Raw genomic sequence first — 16,463 nt, forward strand, 5'->3', positions numbered from 1 at the left:
GTGCGGCACATCCTGCCTAATCTCGTGCCGCAAATCGCAGCGAACGGGGCTCTGGTCGTCGCCGGCGCAATCTATGTCGAGACGTCGCTCTCGTTCCTCGGTCTTGGCGATCCGTTGCAGCCTTCATGGGGTACTTTGCTTTCGCTGGCCCAGCGCGCCGGTGCGGCCAGCGCTGGAGCCTGGTGGTATCTCGGCGCCCCCGGAGTGTGCGTCCTCACGGTTTCGCTCAGCTTCGTCCTGATTGGCAATGCTCTCGACGACACGTTCAATCCACGGCGGCGCGTGATCCCATGATAGACTCCTCCCAACACAAGGGGTCGCTTCTGGAAGTCGACGGGCTTTCTGTCGACTACGGGCTCAAGGGCGTTTCATCGCGTGCGATCGACAGAATAAGCTTCGAGCTCCGAGCCGGAGAGGCCGTTGGCCTCGTCGGAGAATCGGGCAGCGGCAAGACCACGACCGCCATGGCAATCGCGGGTCTGCTATCACCCAACGCGCGGATCAGCAGCGGCGAGGTGCGTTATCGGGGCAACCGACTGCCGATCGACCATGATGCGGCGATGCGGCCACATCGCTGGAGCGAAACGTCCGTCGTCTTCCAGGGCGCAATGAATGCGCTTAATCCTGTTCACCGCATCGTCAAGCAGATCGCCGAGCCGTGCATGCTGAAGCTCGGCATGTCGCGTGGCGAGGCGAACGCGCGGGCAAAGGAGCTGCTCGAACTCGTCGGCATTCCGGCGGATCGCGGCGCCGCTTATCCTCACGAATTGTCAGGCGGAATGCGACAAAGGGTTATGATCGCCATGGCGCTCGCGTGTCGTCCCTCACTCATCATCGGCGATGAGCCCACGACGGCGCTGGACGTTATCACACAGGCTCAGATCCTTAAATTGTTGGGTGAGTTGCGATCGCGACTTAACATTGCCCTCATTTTGATCACCCACGATCTTTCTGTGGTGGCTGAATGTTGTGATCGCGTCATGATCATGTATTCCGGCCGAATCGTCGAGGATGGCACTGTCGCCGAGATCTTCGCCCAACCGAAACATCCCTACACCCGCCTGCTGATCGAATCGATCCCGAACCCCGCGAGCGGCAAAAAGATCATCCGGCCGATACCGGGTGATCCCCCCAATTTGGTGAACCGACCGTCGGGCTGCGCCTTTCATCCGCGTTGCCCCTCGGCTATGGGGATTTGCGCGACCGAGCTCCCCAGCCTCGATAAGTTCGGGCAGGGGCGCGTCGCCTGTCACCTTCACCGTTCCTCGCAACACGACAAGGTCGCAGCTCATGCTTGACGCCGCCGATATCCTGCGTCTTGAGAGCCTGCAGGTCCATTTTCCTATCCAGGGCGGGCTGTTCGACCGTGTCCTGGGCCGACCTGCCGGCGCCGTGCGCGCGGTAGACAGGATCGACCTCAACGTCGGACGGGGCGAGATCGTCGCCCTGGTCGGGGAATCGGGAAGCGGCAAGACGACGGTGGGCCGCCTCATTACCAAGCTTGCTCAGCCAACAGGCGGCAAGCTGTTGTTCGAAGGCCGCGACATGACGTTCGTTCAAGACTTGTCGGCTTTGCGCCCTTACAGGCATCGCGTGCAAATGATCTTTCAGGACGCCTATCAGGCGCTCAATCCGCGACATACCGTGTTCGATATCGTGGCGGAGCCGCTGCGGTCACTACGGCTGGTCGACAACCGGACACAGCTCACCGACCGTGTGAGCGAAGCGCTTGCGTCCGCCGGGCTCAATCCCCCGGATGATTTCTTCTCCCGGTTCCCACATGAGCTGTCTGGAGGGCAACGCCAGCGGGTGGTGATTGCCGGAGCACTTGCCGTGAAGCCGGAGCTCATCGTCGCCGACGAACCTGTCTCGATGCTCGATGTCTCGATACGCGCACAGATTCTTCAGGTCTTGGTTGACCTGCGCGACAAGCACAATGTGGCGCTATTGTTCATCACCCATGACTTGCCGCTTGCCTGGTTGATCGCCGACAGAATTGCGGTCTTATATCTTGGCAAATTGGTCGAGATCGGTAGCGCCGACGAGATCACATTCAACCCCCGTCATCCGTATACCGTCGCCTTGCGTAACGCTACCCCGCAGATTGGCGCCAATGCAGGTCGCGCCGAGTTGCCGGCCCTGCAAGGTGAGGTTCCAAGCGCCGCGCGCGTGCCGAACGGCTGTCGGTTCCATCCGCGTTGCCCTCTGGCCTTCGACCGCTGCCGGCAAGAGGAACCACCACCCATCGAAGTTGGACCGCAGCACATGTCCGCCTGCTGGCTGGCGAAGTAGAAGGCGCGTTCGAGGCTGGGGCGCCTGTCGCAAACTATCCGGAAGATGACGAAGTTGGTGTATCGGCCGGAAGGCACATGGATCGAAGACAAACATCGAAAGCGTTACGCCGTAACCTCTTTTGACAAAGGGAAGCTGAAATCAACATGCCACCGGGTTAGCCACTCTCGTGGCGCAGCGGCAGTACTACATCGAGCGTATCTCAACATTCTAATTTGTGAGGGGGCTGGCCACATCAGCGCATGCCCGCCGCCTCGGTCCAAAAGTCGAAAGACTTTTTCGTGACACGGAGTTCAGCATGAAAAGTGCAGAAGATTTCACTGAGGCGGATGTGTTTCGCAATATCGCCTACGTGACGATGAAGGATGAAACGCGCATCGCTTACATCTCATATTGTCCGAAGAAATCGGGCCGGTATCCGACCGTTTTTCTCTATGATCCATATATAGCGAACTCGACCCCTTTCGAAATCGCGAAGGAATTCCTTGATGCCGGCTACGCTTTCGTGGGCGCCAATCTTCCAGGAACCGGATGCTCAGAAGGTGTCATCGACTTTTGGCATGAACAGCGAATGATTAAAGGCGGACCTTATGGCGCCGAAGTCGTCGAATGGATCGCCAGGCAGCCCTGGAGCGATGGCAATATCGGAATGGTCGGCAATTCATCGGCGGGGCAGCCGCAGTTCTGGGTCGCAGCCGAGCGGCCTCCACATTTGCGGGCAATCGTGGCGAGCGGTTTTGGCGACGGGTATGAGTTTTTAGGTTACCCTGGCGGTATGCTCCCGCTATTAGAGGGAGCATGGGCGATTGATAGTGAGTTTGTGACCGGCCCGCGCGGTGCGGAGTGGCGCATCAACCAGGGAGATACCGAGTGCGCCAACATTCGTGGGAGCGACAGGCAAGTCATCAAGACCTCCTTTTTTGATGCGTGGAGGAACCACCCACTGAAGGACGAATTTTGGGATTCTGAGACTTTGGTCAGCAAGGAACTCATCGATAGAGTCACTGTTCCCAGCATGATCATTGGAGCTTGGCAAGAGGCCTACGGTGGCGCCGCTATGGCTAACGTGCGAATGTTTACCCATTTCATGCAGAATGTGAAGAACAAAAAGCTTGTTCTGATGAACGGTGATCATGGGATAATGGACCTGGGCCCCGTGGCTATAGCCTTGTAGACAAGGAGCGAATGAAGTTCCTCGATCGCTGGGTGAAAGGTGTTAAGAACGGAATAGATAGCGAGCCGCCCATCACTGTCTATTGGGAAGTTCAGCAGCCCGAGGGAGATCCGAAGAAATCGGTGGAGGGCTGGGTGACGCATCACAACACGTGGCCAGACCCGAAAGTCGAGCGCCGCACCTTCTACCTAACGGCGGACGCACAGATCTCTCCCGAGAAGCCGGGCGCCAACTCCAATGAGGGATCCCGCGCCTATCTATACCCAACGGGGACAGAGCTTTACGGAGACAATCAGCAATTCCAGGTTCGACCTTATTCCCGCGGCGTCCTTAACTACCGAACAGCGCCAGTTACCTCGGATATGGTGTTGCTTGGAAATCCGGAAGTCGTGCTGTATCTCAGCATCGATAACGGCGACGACGCCGACGTCGAACTTACCTTGAAAGATGTCGCTCCGGACGGAGTGCTCTTCGTTCAATCAGGTTTGTTGCGGGCTTCCCTCCGCGCGATCGACAACGAGCGAACCTATGTTGACGAGGTGGTGCATTCGTTTCGGAAACCTGAGAAACTTGTCCCGGGCGAAATTTACGAGCTCCGAATGTCGTTCATTTCGCCCATCGCTCACGTCGTCAGGCAAGGGCATAGTCTCGAACTAACTATCGGCGCGACCAATCCCATTCCGCATAGCGTCCTCGGCACCATTCCTGCCGGAGCAGCGTCTATCAACAGAGTCTATCACTCAGCTCAGTATAGTTCCAGAATACTTCTACCCGTCATTCCGGGGGCGGTGGCTCAAGCTCCCGCTCCGGCATACGACGCTCTTCGAGGTCAGCCCTATCGCAAGGACGACGAGTTTGTCCCTGGCGGACTGCCGATTCAATAAATTCCGGTCGTCGGTCCCCTGCCGCTTTGATCGCTTCGCCAGTGTTCCTGCGGCAATGGCGCTTGCGATCGGGGGGCGGGTGATGTCAGCCCGGCCATGCGATCGGAAACGGCAGGCGGCGCGCTGCTTTCCTCGCGTCGTGTGGCGCCCCGGGTAGGGCATGAGCTCGTCGAGGCGGCGGTTGGCCAGATTGACGAGGCAGGCGAGTGAGGACGTCTGCGAGGCAAGATTGCGCGTCAATGCGATGTCCTACCTCATCTACGGTGATCTCGGCTGTGGCTATCTTCTCCAACATTACAGTGGAGCCACAGCCGAAGCAGAATTTCGGGCCTTACAGAGCCTATTTCGCCGGCGATGAATGCATTGCCTAGGCTCAGTGAGTGTTTAAGACGACGGCCACTATGCGTTTTACGGAAGTAACGCTGCATTAGAAGGCGGAGGACGCAGAAATCCTGCTACCCAAGCCTGAGATCGCACGAAATAGAAGCACATCCAACGGTAGTGTCCCTTGCTACACGCGCCTTGTTCCGCGCTTCCGCGACCAGGCTAGAACGAGGTTTCAAATGGCCAGCAAACTACCATCGCATGTCGAATACGTCGTCATCGGAGGCGGCATTATCGGCCTCTCGATAGCCTATCACCTGACACGTCTCGGCCACCGCGACGTTCTGCTTCTGGAGCGCGACCAACTGACATGCGGCACCACCTGGCATGCTGCAGGCCTCGTCACACAACTCCGCGCCAATGAAACCATGGCCAAGCTCGCTCAATACTCTGCGGATCTGTTCAGGGACCTCGAAAATCTGACAGGTCAAGCCACTGGCTTTCGGCAAACCGGCTCCATCACCGTCGCCGCGACCCAGGACCGGCTTGAAGAGCTCAAGCGCGGGTCTTCGATGGGCCGCTCGTTTGGCCTGGACGTGGAGATGATAAGCGCTGCGGAAGCCCAGCGCCGAGTCCCATTGCTCGATGTCAGTGATGTCCTTGGGGCTGCATGGATCGCTTCCGACGGGATGACCAACGCTATCGATACGGCCCGTGCCTTCGCAGTTGGGGCGCGCCAGGGTGGAGCAACGATCCTTGAGCGAACCCCGGTCACGCGCATCCTCGTCGAGAAGGGCCGCTTCGTCGGCGTGGAAACCAGTCAGGGAACGGTCCGTGCTGAACAGGCGGTCATCAGCACCGGCCTGTGGACGCGGAATGTAGCTGCTGAACTCAACTGGTCGGTGCCGTTGCAGGCTGCCGAGCATTTCTATGTTGTCACCGAGGCGATTCCCGACCTGCCCCACGACCTGCCGACGATCCGCGATATGGACGCGCGCGTCTATGCAAAGGCCGACGCCGGGAAACTGCTCGTGGGTTTCTTCGAGGCCAATGGCAAACCTTGGGGCATGAACGGCATACCCCACGATTTCAGTTTCGATTCGTTGCCCGAAGATTTCGATCACATCGAACCGTATCTCTCTGCGGCCATCGGGCGCATGCCCATCCTGGCAAATGTCGGCCTCCAACTGAATTTCAACGGCCCTGAGAGCTTCACGCCTGATAACCGGTTCCACCTCGGGCCATCGCCTGAAATTCAAGGTCTGTATGTCGCCTCTGGATTCAATTCCTGCGGCATCGAGTCCTCGGGTGGTGCGGGCAAGGTGATGGCAGAGTGGATGTCGACAGGCTTGGCAGCGGGAGACTGCTGGGAAATGGACGTCCGGCGGTCAATGCCCTTCCAGCGGAACAGGCGGTATCTGTACGACCGCACGGTGGAGGCGGTCGGCAACCTCTGGTCGCTTCATTTGCCGCATAAGTCGCCGAGGACGGCACGCAAGGTCCGCGTGTCCCCCCTGCACGACCGCCTGTCCGCCGTCGGCGCTAATTTCGGTGAAAGTGCTGGTTGGGAACGCGTTCAATGGTTTGGTGCGCCTGGATCGCCGAATGAAAGCCATGCAACGTATGGCCGGGACGAGTGGTTCGAGCGAAGTGGCGCGGAGCATACAGCCACCCGCTCCGGCGTCACTCTGTTCGACCAAACCTCCTTCGCGCACCTTCTGGTGCAGGGTTCGGATGCCCTTGCGCTGCTACAGTGCTTGTCCACGAATGACGTGAACGTAGCGGTCGGCCGTGTTGTCTATACGCCGTGGCTGAACGAGCGAGGCGGTATGGAGTCCGACGTCACTATCGCACGCATCAGTGACGAGGAATTTCTTGTCGTGACAGCGGCCGTCCAACGCACCCGTGATCTCGCCTGGCTGCGCTTGCATGCCAAGGGAGCCGGCCACGTCTCGGTTGCCGACGTCTCATCCGGATATACGACCCTCTCCGTGATGGGTCCACGATCGCGTGAGTTACTGGAACGCGTCAGTCCGGCGGATTTTTCTAACGAGGCATTTCCCTTCGCAACGGCTCGTGAGATCGAGGTCGGGTATTGCCTCGCGCTCGCATTCCGGATGACCTTTGTCGGCGAGTTGGGCTGGGAACTTCACATCCCGACCGAACAAACACTAGGGGTCTACGACGCCTTGGTGGCCGCCGGCGCCGATCTCGGCCTGAGCCACGCCGGATATGTCGCTCTAAACACGCTGCGCCTGGAAGCGGGCTACCGTGACTGGGGTGCAGATGTTGGTGATGGGGACACCCCGTTGGAATCGGGACTGGGGTTCACGGTTGCCTGGGATAAGCGCGAGGATTTCATCGGACGCGCTGCACTGGAAGCCCAGCGCGGCAAACCTTTGCGCCGGCGGCTGGTCCAGCTCGCTGCCCCAGATGCCAAATCGTTGATGTTCGGGACCGAGCCTGTCTGGCGTAACGGCAGCCTTGTCGGATACTTGCGCTCGGCTGGATTTGGTCACACTGTCGGCTGTGGCATCGGCATGGGATATCTCACCTCAGAAGCCGGGGTGACGGCTGATTGGCTGTCCGGAGGGTCATTCGAACTCGAGATCGCTGGGGAGCGCTATTCCGCCATAGCTTCTCTGCGGCCATTCTATGACGCCGGACGCAGCCGCGTGAAGGGCGAGTGGCGCGGCGTGGAGGAGCTGGTTGCGCCTGAGCTCCTCAAGGCTTGCCTTTCGTAGCTGGACATCTCCAACAGACGTGCGGACTGATCTGAAATGTCATCTGATCAGTCTATGGTCCTTTCGCGATCATGCGTCCCGTTCTTTCACCTTCCTGTGAGCCGGCACAGCAGGGCGCAGCAGGAATCGGAACTTGTCGAGCTGATTGAGCGCACGGAACGCGATCTTACTGTTCTGGAGCGCTGCAAGCAGAATCTTGTCAGACGGTTCAGTGGCAGGTTGGCAGGGAGATGCATCTATATCCACCACTCCTCCTGCCCGGTTTCAAGGGCGCGAAGCCCTACCCCAAGGGACGATAAACTCCTCACCGTGCTCCTAGCGTCACGATGTCGGGAATAGTGTATAGGAGTCACTTCCGTTGAATTTGGCACAGATACTACCTCCGGAGCGATCGAGGTCTCGGGACCAAAAAACCTGGAGTGCTGTGATGATCTGTGCTCCGACGACCACCGGATCAATTGGTAAGATGAAGGTTGCAGCGTGTCCGCCCCAGCCTGTGTCGATGATGTCAAACTCGTCGGACAGGTCGCGCCGCGCCCTATACCTTCAGAAACCAGCCTGTCGCCCGTTCCCGACGCGGCAAATGCGGACTTTGCAGCCAAAATATGGTTCCCATCGACAATCGACTTCCACATCCTGCCCGACATGAGCAGAATAAACGGGTGATAGCACTGACCAGCAACACTCTCTCTTCGCCGGTCGCGATGACGGCGCAGAAAGTTGGCCATTCTTTCTTCGATGACCAAAAGCCTGGAAGCTGAGACCGGCGGCTCGACCCATCCAGTCGATCGTGATGATGACCCTGGAGCGGGAACGCGCGGACATCATCGACAAGTTCAAGCGGGATCTCAAATCCTTACCCGAGATTGCGACGCGTTCGACATAACCGGCGAGGCCGACTTTGTGCTCTATGTCACCGCACGTAGCCTGGAGGATTACGATCAGTTCATGCGCAAGTTCTTTTCTCAGAACGCTCGTATAAAGAGCCTAAAGACCATGGTGGCAGCCAACCGGCTCCAGGCTACGCTTGGTGTCCACCTTCTTCGAGTTGACGGATATGAAGGCTAAGGCTAAGGGCGCTTTGGGCGACGTTCACCACAATACAAATATCTGAGTTGCCTGAAATTCCGCGTAAGTCCGGCCTACCCGTAATGCATCCGGGAGGGTTGTCACACTGGAAGCTATCTCGGAATCGGATGCAGGCACAAACAGGAGTGAGCGCCAACCGCCTTCGCGGAATGCCTAGGCGGGCGCAGTCTCGTTCCGTCGAGATCACGAAGTCCCAACGTCAAGCTGATAAGCCCTGAGCGGGCCGCCCAAAGCCCAATATAGATTTTATACGAGCACCATCGTGTTTTCAGATGGGGGCTGGGACGACCCAGCGTGAATTCCTCCCTGACCAGATCGGGCGGCAATGGCCGACGCTGCCATCTCGAAGCGAGATGATGGCGATATAAACACTGCATTTGACTGCGCACCCCTTCCGACAAATGCTCGCCTAGCCTTCCGCGAGACAAAAAAGACAAGGGAAGTGCGGGGCACCACGGGGAGCGTGGACATCAATTTGCAGGCGTTTGGCCACCACCCGTCCCGGTAATGGCGGGAGAGTCCGTGCTCAATTCCGAGAAGGATCGTACGCATGAACTACCAAAAACCCTTTCTGCCCAATGAGTTCGATCGGCGCGTTCTAAATGTGAAAAAGCGCATGGAGAAAGCCGGATTCGATCTGCTCATCTGCCAGGATCCCGCTAATATGGGCTGGCTGACGGGCTTCGACAGCTGGTCCTTCTACACACCGCAAGCTGTGATGGTTCACCTTAAGGAGGACATGCCGTTTTGGTTCGGACGTCCGATCGACGCCAAGTCAGCCCACATTACGACAAATCTGCCCGCCGGAAACATCGTCTCCTTCTCCGAAACCCTCGTTCACCACCCCGATGACCATCCCTTCGATGAATTGTGTGACCTCATCACGTCAAAGAGCTGGGGGTCCGATCGAATCGGTGTTGAGCTCGACACCCATTACTACACGGCAAGAGCGCATCAGCATTTGGTACGGGGCCTTCCCAACGCCAAGATCAGCAACAATCGGGAACTGGTCAACTGGGCCAGGCTCGTCAAGTCCGAGGCCGAGCTGGTATACATGCGGGAAGCCGGACGCATCATCAGCAAAACCATGCGTGAGGCGATTGCCAAGCTCAAGCCGGGTGTACGCGAATACGAGGTCATAGCGGACGTCTACCGCAACCAGGTCTTGGGTGTGGATGGTAAGTTCGGTGATTACACAGGCCTTTGTCCCTTGATTCAGGTCGGAGAGGGGACGAGCACCCCCCACCTGACATGGAGCGACCAGCCTCTGCCGAAATCCGGTTTGGTGGTTATGGAGCTAGGGGCGGCACGGCGCCATTACACTACCCCTCTTACCAGAACTGTGCACATCGGAAAGCCGCCAGAGGAGGTCTCGCGGTTGGCTGCAGTAATCGTGAAAGGCGGCGATGTGGCCCTCGAAGCGGCTAAGCCTGGCGTGACTGTCGAGGACGTTGCAGCCGTATTCCAGAGTATTCTGAAGCGAAACGGCTACAGCAAGGATAGCCGCGTGGGTTATTCCATCGGTATCGCTTATCCCCCAGACTGGGGCGAACGCACGGTGAGCATCCGCGCCGGCGAAAGAACCCCCCTGCAGGAGGGCATGTGCTTTCACTTTCAGTCCGGGGTTTGGCTCGATGATTTTGGCGCAGCGATCTCGGAACCCTTCGTTGTAACCGCCAAAGGCGGGCAGCGATTCTGCGATGTAGAGCGCCGCCTGATCGTCATTGACTGACGGTTTACATCCGACAGCCGAGCAGCCCGCCCGTTTCATTCCCGGACGGGGCGGAGAAAAAAACGCACTGGGCCGTCATAGTTCGCAGGAAAACGCCTCCAAGGCAAGACATCGCGCCGTCAATCGCACCCAGACGGAATTGTACACTCGACCAGACCGGAGACCAGTCTCCGGAAAAGAACGCTTCAAGGAAATGCAGAGAACCCAATCATAACAAGAAGGGAACATGAAATGAACAGGAAACTTGCGAACATCGTGGCCGCCTTGGGCTTCGCCATCGCGGGCGCCACCGCACAGGCCCACGCAGGAGAATTGGCAGACCGTATCACCAGCGGCAAATCCATCCGGATCGGGTTCGCGAATGAAGACCCATACGCCTTTCCGGACAGTAACAATCAGCCGGTCGGATTCGTAAACGCGATTGCTCTCGGCGTCCTTAAACAGATGGGTTACGATAACATAGAGACCGTCGTTACGGATTGGGGCGGGCTTATCCCCGGACTACAGTCTGGACGCTTTGATATGGCTACGGGCGGTCTCTACATCCTTAAATCAAGGTGCGAGAGCGTCACATTCTCCGAGCCTTTGGCGAAGGTAACTGACTCGCTTATCGTTAAAGCTGGCAATCCGAAAGGGCTCACCAATTACGAGGATATTGCGACAAAGGGCGCGATGATGGTGACTGGCATTGGATACAGCAACATAGAGCAAGCTAAGAAGGCCGGCGTGCCGGATTCGCAGATTATGCAAGTGCCAGGCCAGACGGAGATACTGGCAGCGGTGGAGTCGGGACGCGCAGATGCGGGCGCAACTGGATATCTCTTGTCGCGGTCCGTCGCTGGCAAATCCGGCGGAAAACTTGAGGCGACGGACCCCGACGCGATGCCTGGATCCACTCAAAATTGGGTGAGCATAGCCTTCCGAGGCTCAGACAAGGACTTCGTAGAGAAATTTAACGATGCTCAGAAGAAATACATCGGAACTCCCGAGATGATGAAGGCCGTCGAGGCTTACGGCTACGACGCAAAGCTGCTGCCGGGTGACAAGACTGCGGAGTGGGTTTGCGCCAACCGCTGACCGTAATGTACGCCTCCTGGGGAGGCTTGGCCTCCCCAGCGCGCGAACAGAGGATGGCAAATGCCCATCTGGGAATTTTTACAGAGGTATAGTTCTGTGGTGATGCACGGAACGTGGGTAACTTGCCTGCAATTTCTGCTCGCGGCTCTCGTTGCGGTATCCATTGCTCTGGTGATAGGAATCGGAAAGCTTTCGGCAAACCCGCTGATCCGCGGGGCATGCGTAGTCTACATTGAACTCTTCCGCGGAACATCCCTTCTGGTCCAACTCTATTGGATCTTCTTTGTCTTGCCTCTCTTTGGCATTACGCTTCCAAATTTCACTGCTGGCTTCATATCCGTGGGATTAAATTATGGCGCATATGGTGCAGAGCTTGTGCGAGGCGCGATCCAAGCAGTCCCCCGCGGACAATGGGAGGCGGCGACTGCGCTATCTATGTCGCCGTTTGCAAGAATGCGCCGCATCATATTGCCCCAGGCGATTGCTATTATGCTGCCTCCGTGGGGAAATCTTTTGATTGAGTTGCTCAAAGGCACGGCCCTCGTCTCGCTCATATCGGTGACGGATTTAATGTTCCAGGCCAAGCAAATCAACGCCTCAACTTACCTTTCAGCACAAGCCTTCGGGACCGCCCTCATAATTTACTACCTTTTCGCAAGAGGGCTCATTACGCCTTCGATGCGTTGGGCGGAGCATGCGGTCGCGCGGAGGTTGGGTCGGTCGTGAATTTTGAATGGAGCTGGACCCTTACCTGGGAGATAATGCCACGGCTGCTGTGGGCGACCGCGAATACGCTTCTTGCGGCCGGTGCAGGTTACGCGATTGCACTGGTTGGAGGTCTAATCTTTGCGTTGGCACAGCGAGCGGCGCTTGGACCGGTACGTTGGGCTGTACGAGAGTTTGTTGAGTTCATTCGCTCGACACCGCTTGTTCTACAGATTTTCTTTGTGTTTTATGTCGCTCCACAATTTGGCATGCAATTGTCGCCTTGGACATCTGGGCTATTGGCGATAGGCCTCCATTACTCTGCATATTTGTCAGAGGTCTATCGCGGGGGTCTTGAAGCAGTGCCCCGTGGCCAATGGGAAGCGTGCCGCGCGATTAACATGTCGGCGCGCGATACTTATTTCCGGATCATTATTCCACAAGCGCTGGTCCCCGCTGTGCCAGGCATGGGAAATTACCTAGTAGGCATTCTCAAAGATACACCGATGCTTTCTGTCATTGGTGTGATGGAGCTCATGCATGCTGCAAACTCGATCGGTTCCGAACATTACAGGTATCTTGAGCCTTTTACGCTGGTGGGCCTGATTTTCTTCCTAATTTCGCTGCCCACCGCCGGACTTATAAAGCTATTAGAACGCCGACTTCGATTGGGGCTGGGTCTGTGACCGTGGATAAATCTGATTACCCTCTTGCGTTACCTCACACAGACCAGCCCATGGTCAGGTTTATGAATGTCAATAAGAGTTACGGGAAACTCAACGTCATCGAACAACTGAATTTCGACGTTGCTGAAGGAGAGATGGTTTCAATCATCGGTCCGTCCGGTTCAGGCAAGACCACTGTCTTACGCACCCTCATGACCCTCGAGACTATAAACGACGGCGTTATCTACGTTGAAGGCAAGCCGCTCACTCACATGGCCAAGGGAGGGGCGCTAGTTCCAGCTGATGAGCGTTACCTTAGACGGATGCGAACCTCTATTGGCATGTGCTTTCAGAGCTTTAATTTGTTCCCTCATATGACCGCGCTCCAGAACTGCATGGAGGGCCCCGTGCAGGTTCTAGGTCTTTCAAAAAAAGAAGCACGGGAGCGTTCGGAAGAGTTGCTGCACATGGTCGGCATGATCGACAAAAGGGATCAACATCCTTCGCGTCTTTCCGGGGGACAACAGCAGCGCGTCGCAATTGCGCGAGCGTTGGCTATGCGACCAAAGGTGATGCTCTTCGATGAGGTTACCTCCGCATTGGATCCGGAGGTGATTGGGGAAGTGACAAACGTGATCCGCAAGCTCGTTACCGAACACAATCTCACTATGCTGATGGTAACCCACCAGATGGGGTTTGCGCGCGATATTTCTGACCGTGTCTGCTTCTTTTTCGGCGGAAAGATAGAAGAGCAAGGCACTCCCAGTGAACTTTTTGGAAATCCGCAACGTGAGCGGACGAAGCAGTTTTTGTCCGCGGTCAAGGAAGCGATCTGAAGATCCGATCGATTGCCTTGGTCCGATCACGGTCCGCGGCCCGGTGCGTTCCCACGTTCTTTTTGAGCACGTTTCCTGAGTGACATTCCGACCGGTCAAGCCAAGAACTCGGTCCTAGCGGCTTTGGTGGGTCGGTGGCGTGATTATCGGCCCCTTAATCTGTCCGCCTCTCAAAAGTGGGGTCGACATTGACAGCTTTCTGGCGTGCCGCGCTGGCGAGGCCTCCTCTGATCGCCTGCAGCCTTTTGCTGCCCGATGTCGTTGGCACATGACCGGCGATTAAGCTCCGGCTGGCTCGTGCGAGACGCTGTTTTCTCGCCTTGCCGGGCGTCTTGCTGGCCGGTGATCCATTCGCGTGGCATCTACTAGCCCTTTACTCGACATCCGTCACGAACGCTCCGCTGGCCAACTCCGCCCCATTTTCATGCCGATGGGCAACAGGGTCTTATTTCGATCACGGCCAGCAAGACCTTCCTTTCGGGTCTTGTTACGGCGGAGGCGCCCGGAGGATGCTCTGACGTCTCCGTGCATCCGTTGCGAGACCATCTTGTCACAAGATGAATCCGACCGGCAAACTGAATTTGACATAGAACCTCCGGCAGTGAACCTACCGCTGTTCAGCTCTTGCCTGGATTCGGATTAGTAAGGTTAATCAAGATGGTGGCTGGAGAGGAGACCAGCTCGAATGACAACACCCCTTTCCAAGAATCTGCGCGAGCGTATCGTACTTGCGATTGAAGCTGGCGAGAGCTGCCGGTCGGTCGCGGCTCATTTTGGGATTGCGGTTTCTTCAGCCGTTAAGTGGTCGCAGCGCTACCGAATGAGCGGTTCTGTCGAGCCTCGCAAGATGGGTGGCCACCGCAAGCGTGTTCTGGAGCCTCACCGGGATTTCATTCAGGAGCGAATTGACAAGGCGCCGCGTTTGACACTGCACCAGTTGAAAGCCGAGCTTGCGGCGCATGGTGTGAAGGTCTCACATGAGACCGGTATGGCAATTCCTGCGCCGTGAGAGGCTAAGCTTCAGAAAATACCCAGGACCCGTGCCAACGTCGCGAGGTGACGGGAACGCAGGGCTCTAGCACATGCCGCTGGAAGGCGGTCAGCCGCTGTGGGAGCCGACGAAGATGTCGTTGCCGCTTCCAGGGTCCACGAGCTTGAGAGCGCTTCCGCGATCTCGAGCTGATGCTCGGCCGCAAAGCAATGGAGAACGAAATCGTCAAGGAACCCGTTGAGGTGGCTCGCCCAAAAACAGACCTTGCCATTGGTGCCCTGGACCGATCCGAGAATGCTCTCCCGAGAGCGCCGCTGCCACAACCCTGGGCGTCGTCAGGTCCAACCTGATCGAACGCGCCGCTACGCCAGTCCCGCGTGGCCCCCGTCGCGCGCCGGAGGACGCCGAGCTGCTGGCCAAGATCAGACCAGTCGTCGATAGACTCCAACCTATGGCTATCGCCGGGGTCACACTGCTGAGCGACCGGAACGCCGGCTCGATCCTCGACCATTTCCTTCCACTGCAGGTGCGAGGGGCGGCAAACAGCACCGAATAGGAACCGGTTTTCGGATAAAGCTCTTCTCGATGAAGCATTCGTCGGTCGATCTTCGCCAGCTCCATCGCGATCTACCGTGCGGTACGGTCCGACCCATTTGCTCATTTGCAGCTACGAACGTGATCGGATCCATGAACTGTCCTGGGGAGCGGTAGACAGAAACCTAGCAGCCTCCGCCGCCCGAGCGGTCAGCTATCCTTATGCTCGCGTTCAGGGCCCACGCCACAATCGCGGTTCCTCCTTGGTGCATACACGGGGTGCTAAGGCCTCTTTAAAGTTGCGGACGGCAACTGCCAAGCGGCACCAGGGAGCTGGCGAGGTGGTATCAGGGGTCGCAATGCTTCCTCCGCCGGACTAGCTCGGAGGCAGCAAGAATTTTCTCGCAGCGTCGCAGAGGACGACAGCGCCTATGGCGATTGCTTGCTCGTCGACTTGGAAGGGAGGATGATGGAGCGGATAGACCGCGCCAAGCTCCTCATTTCGAATGCCAAGCCGGAAATAGACCGACGGGCACTTCTCGCTGTAGAAGGCGAAATCATCGGCTGCGGTCCAGCCCGGCGCGATCAGCATGTTGTCCTGCCCCAGCAGGCCGGCACCGGTTCGGCGGACGATCTCGACCATGTCAGGGTCGTTAATTACCGGTGGTTCGCCACGCCTCAGGTCCACCTCGGCACTGGCATTGTGGCTAAGCGACGCCCTCCACGATCTGGCGCAGCCTCTTCCAGGCATGCTGGCGGGTCGCTTCATGCCCGCGGCGGATCGTGCCTTTCAGCCTCGCCTCGGCGGCGATCACATTGTGGGCGCCGCCGCCTTCGATGCCGGTGATCGAGACGACCCGCGGGTCATACGGATCGATCTCGCGCGACACGATCTTCTGCAGCTCTGTCACTATGGAGCAGGCGACGGCGATGGCGTCGACGCCTTCGGACGGTTTTGCCGCATGCGCGGAATTGCCTGTGACGGTGATGTCGAAAATATCGCAGGCAAGCGTATACGGCCCCCCGCCGACCGCAATCTTTCCGGTCGCGGTATAGGGATCGACATGGATGCCGATCGCCGCGTCGACGTCGTCCAGCAGCCCTTCCTCGACGACCCGGCGGCCGCCGAGCGGTTCCGCCTCTTCGGCGGGCTGGAAGATGATTCTGACGGTGCCGCTGAATGACTGCTTCTGGCGCTCCAGAAGAACGCTGGCGGCATAGCCCATGGCGGTATGAGCGTCGTGGCCGCAGGCATGCATGACCCCCGGGCGCTCGGAGCTGAACGGCACGCCCGAGGCTTCCGTGATCGGTAGCGCGTCGATGTCGACGCGGATCACGATTTTGCGGTTCGAGGGACCGGCCGCACCGACGACATCGACGGCGAGACCGAAGCCGGCCACGGGCCTGATGCCGCTC

The 16,463-nt window shown here is 58.0% G+C and carries 14 protein-coding genes and 1 pseudogene; 13 read left to right on the forward strand and 2 right to left on the reverse strand.

Translation table 11 applies throughout. The features are described from left to right. From EOA86_RS02540 to EOA86_RS02595, 13 genes and pseudogenes are all read left to right on the forward strand, one after another. Positions 1 to 294 (forward strand): ABC transporter permease subunit (locus EOA86_RS02540; protein ID WP_128340623.1); only part of this gene is annotated, 294 nt, incomplete at its 5' end. Then, positions 291 to 1,298 carry an ABC transporter ATP-binding protein gene (locus EOA86_RS02545; RefSeq protein WP_091598648.1) on the forward strand — a complete coding sequence of 336 codons (1,008 nt, stop codon included), beginning with the start codon at positions 291 to 293 and terminating at the stop codon, positions 1,296 to 1,298. The genes EOA86_RS02540 and EOA86_RS02545, both read left to right, overlap by 4 nt. Then, positions 1,291 to 2,292 (forward strand): ABC transporter ATP-binding protein, encoded by a 1,002-nt coding sequence (locus tag EOA86_RS02550; protein WP_091598644.1) that lies wholly within the window; start codon positions 1,291 to 1,293, stop codon positions 2,290 to 2,292. The genes EOA86_RS02545 and EOA86_RS02550 overlap by 8 nt, the downstream gene beginning before the upstream one ends. Before the next feature lie 298 nt (positions 2,293 to 2,590). Then, positions 2,591 to 3,466 (forward strand): CocE/NonD family hydrolase, encoded by an 876-nt coding sequence (locus EOA86_RS41120; RefSeq protein ID WP_281035624.1) that lies wholly within the window; start codon positions 2,591 to 2,593, stop codon positions 3,464 to 3,466. An 11-nt stretch (positions 3,467 to 3,477) separates the two neighbouring features. Further along, the gene (locus EOA86_RS41125; protein ID WP_281035625.1) at positions 3,478 to 4,350 is read left to right on the forward strand and encodes a CocE/NonD family hydrolase C-terminal non-catalytic domain-containing protein; all 873 of its coding nucleotides are present in this window, start codon (positions 3,478 to 3,480) and stop codon (positions 4,348 to 4,350) included. 563 nt (positions 4,351 to 4,913) lie between these two features. Next, on the forward strand, positions 4,914 to 7,418 hold the full coding sequence (locus EOA86_RS02560) for an FAD-dependent oxidoreductase (protein ID WP_091598638.1): 2,505 nt from the start codon (positions 4,914 to 4,916) through the stop codon (positions 7,416 to 7,418). A gap of 720 nt (positions 7,419 to 8,138) precedes the next feature. Then, on the forward strand, positions 8,139 to 8,486 hold the full coding sequence (locus EOA86_RS02565; RefSeq protein ID WP_206629948.1) for an Lrp/AsnC ligand binding domain-containing protein: 348 nt from the start codon (positions 8,139 to 8,141) through the stop codon (positions 8,484 to 8,486). A 571-nt stretch (positions 8,487 to 9,057) separates the two neighbouring features. Next, positions 9,058 to 10,239, forward strand: coding sequence for a M24 family metallopeptidase (locus tag EOA86_RS02570; protein ID WP_091598633.1), 1,182 nt, complete (start codon positions 9,058 to 9,060; stop codon positions 10,237 to 10,239). A 231-nt stretch (positions 10,240 to 10,470) separates the two neighbouring features. Further along, positions 10,471 to 11,316, forward strand: coding sequence for an ectoine/hydroxyectoine ABC transporter substrate-binding protein EhuB (gene ehuB / locus EOA86_RS02575; RefSeq protein ID WP_091598630.1), 846 nt, complete (start codon positions 10,471 to 10,473; stop codon positions 11,314 to 11,316). Positions 11,317 to 11,376: 60 nt separating this feature from the next. Further along, entirely contained in the window at positions 11,377 to 12,042 is a 666-nt protein-coding gene (gene ehuC / locus EOA86_RS02580; RefSeq protein ID WP_091598627.1) for an ectoine/hydroxyectoine ABC transporter permease subunit EhuC, read from the forward strand. Beyond that, positions 12,039 to 12,707 (forward strand): ectoine/hydroxyectoine ABC transporter permease subunit EhuD, encoded by a 669-nt coding sequence (gene ehuD, locus EOA86_RS02585; RefSeq protein WP_091598624.1) that lies wholly within the window; start codon positions 12,039 to 12,041, stop codon positions 12,705 to 12,707. The genes ehuC and ehuD overlap by 4 nt, the downstream gene beginning before the upstream one ends. A 50-nt stretch (positions 12,708 to 12,757) precedes the next feature. Further along, on the forward strand, positions 12,758 to 13,522 hold the full coding sequence (ehuA, locus tag EOA86_RS02590; RefSeq protein ID WP_091598621.1) for an ectoine/hydroxyectoine ABC transporter ATP-binding protein EhuA: 765 nt from the start codon (positions 12,758 to 12,760) through the stop codon (positions 13,520 to 13,522). Between the two features lie 685 nt (positions 13,523 to 14,207). Further along, positions 14,208 to 14,550 (forward strand): annotated as a pseudogene (locus EOA86_RS02595) (helix-turn-helix domain-containing protein); the annotation flags it as partial. Positions 14,551 to 15,423: 873 nt separating this feature from the next. Here the strand turns inward: EOA86_RS02595 and EOA86_RS39885 are convergent. Further along, a complete protein-coding gene (locus tag EOA86_RS39885) occupies positions 15,424 to 15,690 on the reverse strand; it encodes a hypothetical protein (RefSeq protein ID WP_236473032.1) in 267 nt (88 codons plus the stop codon). A gap of 64 nt (positions 15,691 to 15,754) precedes the next feature. Next, positions 15,755 to 16,463: amidohydrolase (locus tag EOA86_RS02600; RefSeq protein ID WP_245497090.1), on the reverse strand; the 709-nt coding region annotated here is incomplete at its 5' end.

The sequence above is a fragment of the Mesorhizobium sp. M5C.F.Ca.IN.020.32.2.1 genome (assembly GCF_004023105.1).
Lineage (GTDB): Bacteria > Pseudomonadota > Alphaproteobacteria > Rhizobiales > Rhizobiaceae > Mesorhizobium > Mesorhizobium wenxiniae.